General features: G+C 35.0%; 4 protein-coding genes. 3 read left to right on the top strand and 1 reads right to left on the bottom strand.

Annotated elements, in window-relative coordinates; translation table 11 throughout:
- Positions 1-70: 70 nt before the first annotated feature.
- Positions 71-2,041, bottom strand: a complete 1,971-nt coding sequence (locus A9G22_RS04095; protein ID WP_075508403.1) for a TonB-dependent receptor domain-containing protein — start codon at positions 2,039-2,041, stop codon at positions 71-73.
- Positions 2,042-2,210: 169 nt separating this feature from the next.
- Here A9G22_RS04095 and A9G22_RS04100 point away from each other — a divergent pair, with 169 nt between their 5' ends.
- The 3 genes from A9G22_RS04100 (at position 2,211) to A9G22_RS04110 (ending at position 6,183) form a co-directional block, all read left to right on the top strand.
- Positions 2,211-3,137 (top strand): siderophore ABC transporter substrate-binding protein, encoded by a 927-nt coding sequence (locus A9G22_RS04100; protein ID WP_075508404.1) that lies wholly within the window; start codon positions 2,211-2,213, stop codon positions 3,135-3,137.
- A 333-nt stretch (positions 3,138-3,470) separates the two neighbouring features.
- Entirely contained in the window at positions 3,471-4,787 is a 1,317-nt protein-coding gene (gene rimO, locus A9G22_RS04105; RefSeq protein ID WP_075508405.1) for a 30S ribosomal protein S12 methylthiotransferase RimO, read from the top strand.
- Positions 4,753-6,183 carry an MATE family efflux transporter gene (locus A9G22_RS04110; protein ID WP_218058739.1) on the top strand — a complete coding sequence of 477 codons (1,431 nt, stop codon included), beginning with the start codon at positions 4,753-4,755 and terminating at the stop codon, positions 6,181-6,183. The genes rimO and A9G22_RS04110 overlap by 35 nt, the downstream gene beginning before the upstream one ends.
- The last annotated feature ends 467 nt before the right edge of the window (positions 6,184-6,650 follow it).

Consider the following 6,650-nt stretch of genomic DNA (forward strand, 5'->3'; position numbering starts at 1 on the left):
ATTATTTATAAAAAAGGCAGCTAAATTAAAGCTGCCTTAGAATAATAAACCAAACTAACATATTGGTTAATTAGAAATTAATTTCGGTACCGACAAAATAGCGTCTACCTTCTAATGTTTTACCAAAATCTTCGTTACTGACATCTTTATCAAATAAGTTATAAACACCAGCATAAACCTTAGCTTGTTTATGTACTTGATAAGATGCCCCTATATCCCAGAAAGTATAGCCTGGATAGTCAACTTTTGTACCATTACGATTATTCGATGATTCCATGCCATAATAGGCCAATTTAGCCCATAAGTCCCATTGCTGTGTAGCATACCAATCGAGTTGAGTATTGAATTTTTGTTTAGGCGTTCGATTTAAAGCTCGTCCTTTATATTGGCCACTTTTTTGTTCTGTTTTTGTCCAAGAATAGTTAGAACTTAATAAGAAATTAGTAAATAAAGGTGTTTTAAATGAGAGCTCAAGGCCTTTAAGATCAGCTTTACCTACATTTTCACGACCTTGTATAAAGTCAAACTTTTTACTATAACCGCTCAACAAACATTTGCTGCCACTTTTACGATCACAAATATAATAGGATTGAATTTTATCTTTATATTTTGTGTAAAATGCGGTTGCCGAAGCATCGATACCATAATCATTGGTATAGCCTATGCCAATTTCAAAATTATTTGATTTTTCTGGTTTTAAATTTGGATTTCCAATGATTACCCCATCGGAATATCCGCCTCCAGTGACTTGCCCCCAATCCGTTACAACATAACGTAATTGTGGAGTCGCATAACCCGTTGAATAACCACCTTTTAAGGTAAAGTTATCATCAATATTCCAAACACTGTAAACCCTAGGGTTCCAGTTGCTACCATAATTTTCGTCTTTGTTGTAACGTAATCCTAACGTTAAACTCCAATTTTCTAAAATACGTAATTCATCTTCACCAAATAGCGCATAATTCCAACGATCAATTTTAGATAATGTGGTTTTTAATTGATTTCCTTTATCGTGTAGCTCTTGATAATTATATTTTCCACCTAAAGTCAGCATATTAATACTAAAAGGAATAGTAACACGTGTATCTACATCCGTATTTCGAATCTTCATTTTTCTTTCAGGATTGTTATTTCCTTCATAAGCGAAAAATGAGGTCGTTGACACATCACCAAATAAGCCATTATGCGTTAAAGCAAATGTATTGCGCTGGTTATCACGATTAAAGTTAGTTCTAGATTTATCTCTTGTTTTGCCAGCCGTTGCGTTACTATTTTGTAAAGCTCGTCCAAAATCCAGATCAAATTTTTGCGTCTCTGTGGCATTTAGCGATAATTTACCATTTAAACTGCGTAATTTTTGCCCAGCATGACCACTAAGAAATTCATCTTCATGACGTTTTGAATACTGTCCATACAGTTGAATACCTAAAACATCATCAATAATTGGTCCTATGGTTGAAAAGCTGCCCGTGTAGGTATCTTTTTCTTTTGAACGATAAGGAATAACCGATTCTAGACGCAAACCACTTTGCCATTTATTTGACACTTTTTTGGTAATAATATTAATAACGCCCCCCATTGCATCAGAACCATACAATGACGACATAGGACCGCGCACAACTTCAATACGTTCAATTGCTGTTAATGGTGGTAACCAACCTTGCTCAAATCCGGAATTATCACTGTTTGGTCTAGTTTCACGCGTGCTAATTTTTTTACCATCTACTAATATTAACGTATATTTAGCATCCATCCCGCGAATACTAATATCAGTGGAATCACCACCCCCTGTGATATTTACACCAGGAATATCTTTTAGTGCGTCAGTAACATCGCGATAAGGTTTATTTTCGATCTCTTTAGGTGTAATAACCGAAATAGTTGCTGGCGCTTCCTTAACTTGCTGAGAAAACCCCGATGCAGTAACAACCATAGTGTCAGTATCTGAATTGCTAGCAGCTATCGCATTACTTGATAATGACAACAAAATGCCCGTATTGATGACATGTTTTGCCAATTTAAACTTCTTTTTTACGTTCATTTATTATAACTCCATTATTTATAATGATATTTATAGTTTCATATACCATAGAACACTACACTATATGAGAATGATTATCAATATCTTTATAAAAAATTATTTAGATCTAGACAATTCCACCTTATTGAATGATAATTATTATCATTTATATTAATGAGAGATATTAGAAATGAACAAGAAAAAAAAGTTACTTTTGAGTAGTATTGTAGTGATGGCATTAAGTTTAACCGGCTGCCAATCATCACAAACAATGAGCATTACTGCTGATAACCAAACGGTGATCGTTCCTAAAGATCCTAAAAAAGTAGTGGTAATGAACTATGGTGCATTAGATACGTTAGATGCATTAGGTAAAGGTTCAATAGTTGCCGCCGCCCCACTGTCAGTGATCCCATCATATTTGCAACAATATAATAACGCATCGATTACCGATACGGGCAATATGAAAGAACCCAACATTGAAACGATCAAGCAAGTTAAACCTGATTTGATCGTTATTGATGGACGCCAAGCAAGTAAAGCTGATGATTTATCCAAAATTGCCCCTGTTATTAATTTAAGTGTTGATAACAAAAATTACATAGAATCAACCAAAAATCATATCCAAGTACTGGCAAATATTACAGGCACTGAAAGCAAAGCAGATAATATTCTTCAGTCATTAGATAAAACAATTCAAGATGCCCAAGCTATAGCCAAAGCCAGTGCTAAAAAGGCTATCGTTGCTATTCATAATGATGGAAAGATGATTCTTATCAATTCAAGCTCAAGTGCGGTACTAATTCATGACGTACTAAACGTTAAACGAGCGGTACCCCTCACCGTTATGCCTGCGCATAACGCAATAGGCAAGCCAACACCAATTTTTGTTGATGATAATTACATTAAATCGGTAAAACCTGATATTATCTTTGTTATCGACCGTAGCAAAGCAATCGGCAATCAAGGTATGGCTGACCACTATTTTTCTCAGCAAGTACTAAACAAAAATAAAACACATGTTGTTTATTTAACGCCTGATCTATGGTATTTATCTGGTGGAGGTGCAAAAAGCATAAATCGTCAAATTGACGAAGTCATTAATGCATTAAAATAATGCCGTTTAATTAATAAGTTTAACTTCCTGTTCTTTAAAAGCCTTTATTGCCAATAAAGGCTTTATTTTATATTGATAGTCAAATAACACCCAATAAGTAATCGCTGTTATTTAAACAAACTGGCTACTTTCCGCGTCATTACGAGTATCGAATAGATAAGCCAAAGTACAGTTAATATAAATTTCAAATTAGAAAATCGGTGTATCAACGATAATGAAATGTGATAAAATACCGAGCTCATTTTGATTGTAAATGATAATTAACAAATATAGTTTATTAATTCTCAAACAATACCTCTTTAAATATAAAACACTATTATAAATACTATGAATATGTCACCCCCTACAATTGGATTTGTAAGCCTTGGCTGTCCTAAAAACTTAGTTGACTCTGAACGAATTTTAACTGAACTACGCACACAAGGTTATCAAGTGGTACCGAGTTATGACAACGCTGATCTGGTCATTGTTAACACATGTGGATTTATTGACAGTGCAGTGCAAGAATCACTTGAAGCAATCGGCGAAGCACTAAACGAAAACGGTAAAGTCATTGTCACTGGCTGCCTTGGAGCCAAAGAAGATCAAATTAGAACGGTACACCCCAAAGTGCTTGAAATATCAGGTCCACATAGTTATGAAGCAGTCCTTAGTCATGTTAATAAATATGCACCTAAACCAGCATATGATCCTTATACTAGTTTAATTCCACAACAAGGCGTTAAATTAACACCCAAGCATTATGCTTATCTTAAAATTTCAGAGGGCTGCAATCACCGTTGTACATTCTGTATTATTCCCTCTTTGCGTGGAGACATGGTTAGCCGACCAATTGGCAATGTTTTAGATGAAGCTAAACGTCTAGCTGATAGTGGAGTTAAAGAACTATTAGTCATTGCTCAAGATACTTCGGCCTATGGCATTGACATAAAAAATCGTACCAACTTTTGGAATGGAATTCCATTAAAAACGGATATCCAAACACTATGTGAACAACTAGCAAATTTAGGAATTTGGGTCAGATTGCATTATATGTATCCTTATCCAAGTGTTGATAATCTAATTCCATTAATGGCCGATGGTAAAATTTTGCCTTATTTAGATGTGCCATTACAACACGCAAGCCCGGCTATTTTAAAATCAATGAAACGCCCCGGATCTATTGAAAGAACCTTAGAACGTATTCATAAGTGGCGCGAAATCTGCCCAGATATTACATTACGTTCAACGTTTATAGTTGGATATCCTGGCGAAACCGATCAGGATTTTGAACTACTACTTGAATTTTTGTCACAAGCACAATTAGATCGAGTTGGCTGTTTCCCATACAGCCCAGTAGAAGGTGCTGTTGCGAATGAACTGGCAAACCAAATTCCAGAAACAATCAAACAAGAACGTTTTGATCGTTTTATGCAATTACAGCAAACAATCTCAACGCAAAAATTACAAGCCAAAATAGGCAAAACACTATCTGTTATTATTGATGAAGTTGATGAAGAAGGCGCAATAGGTCGCAGCATGGCTGATGCACCTGAAATTGATGGCGTTGTTTATTTAAACGAAGAAAATCAAGTCCACGTTGGCGATATAGTTCAAGTGAACATTGAACATTCTGATGAATATGACTTATGGGGAACGGTTAAACGGTAATAAAACCATGAAACAACATTATAAACACGAAATAAAAAATCTCGTTAAATTAGCAGTTCCTGTACTCGTTGCTCAAGTATCACAAACAGCAATCACGTTTGTCGATACCATTATGGCTGGGAATTATAGTAAAACAGCTCTATCTGGTGTCGCTATTGCAGTGTCAATCTGGTTACCCACGATTTTATTTGGGCAAGGTTTGTTAACGGTGTTAACGCCAATTATATCAAACTTAAATGGTGCTGCTAAACGTGATCAAGTTGCTAATCAGACTCGTCAAGGTGTAGTAATAGCGCTCATATTATCAATATTAATGATGTTGTTTCTATATCATTCCGACAAAATAATTAATTTAAGAAGCTCAGCTGATCACCCTATCGATCCTGAAATGGTTAACGTGGCTGTTTCATTTTTACGCGCTATAATGTGGGGTGTACCTGCTTTCTTACTCTTTTTGGTCTATCGAAATCAATGTGAAGGTCTATCAAACACCAAACCAGCAATGGTGATCATATTTATTGCCCTACTTGCCAACATTCCAATTAACTACGTTTTAATCTATGGAAAATTAGGTTTACCGGCTTTTGGAGGAGTAGGCTGTGGCATTACAGCGACAATCATCTTTTGGCTCATGTTTATATTAATACGCTTATATACACTCACTAGCGCAAGCCAACGCGATATTCGTCAAACACCAATCACCAGACTAGTTGATTTTGGTATAATCAAAAAAATTGTCATGCTTGGCACCCCACTTGCACTGGCTTACTTTTTTGAAATGAGCCTATTTGCTGTGATTGCATTATTAATTGCCCCTTTAGGTCAAATAACCGTTGCTGCACATCAAATTATATTTACCATCAGTAGTTTAACCTTTGCTATTCCATTATCTCTTGGTGTTGCAACCAGTATTCGAGTTGGTTATTTGCTGGGCAAAAAAAAACCAGCTTTAGCCAAACAAACTGCTTATATTAGTTTAGCCATATCACTTAGCATGGCGATAATTGTTGCGCTAATTTTAGTTATTTTTAAAGCACCGATTGTAGCGCTATTTACCAAAGAAACAGCCGTTATGGCTATTTGTATGCAGCTCATTATATTACTGGCGATTTATCAAGCATCAGATTATTTACAAGTTGTGGCAAGTAATGTACTACGAGGTTACAAAGATACCCAAAGCATCTTTTTTATCACGCTACTTTCTTATTGGGTAGTCGGATTACCTGTTGGCTATATTCTAGGATTAACTGACCTAATCATAGAGCCAATTGGCGCGGCTGGATTTTGGATAGGCATCATATTAGGACTTGCCGTTGCGGCATTACTATTAATAGCTAGGATGATCTACATCCAAAAACAAGCAGTTGAAGTTATTTTAGAACGCGCATCAAGATAAAATATTAGTTATATAAGATATTTAATAAAATAAAAAGGATTAACCACGTTTTTATTAAAAAATCAATTATTGAATATTCAATAGTTAAATGAAAATAGGTTAATCCTTCAATAATTATGGGCGATCAGCTGTTCCAGCTGAAATTCGAGCATTAGTCCAAGATAGCAAACCACCCAATAAAGGAACTTCTTTGCTTTCTCATCGTCGTTATCCATCCCTTAAACAAGTTTATCACTAAAATAAACATAACCTTGTCCAATGATACTTCTATTAAATTAACATTTATTAATACGCAAATTAAGATATTTGATTATTCATTCGATTAAATAAAAAATATTGCTAAAAATTTGAATGAATCTATAATCTTTCAATCCAAAAATTGATATTATTAATACAGTTAATATGATGATAAAAAAAGAAAATCTATTTTCGCACGGCGTGTGTCTTTGCCTTTCTATTCTACTGGT

Source organism: Gilliamella sp. App2-1 (assembly GCF_001690255.1).
In the GTDB taxonomy this organism is placed as follows: domain Bacteria; phylum Pseudomonadota; class Gammaproteobacteria; order Enterobacterales; family Orbaceae; genus Gilliamella; species Gilliamella apicola_G.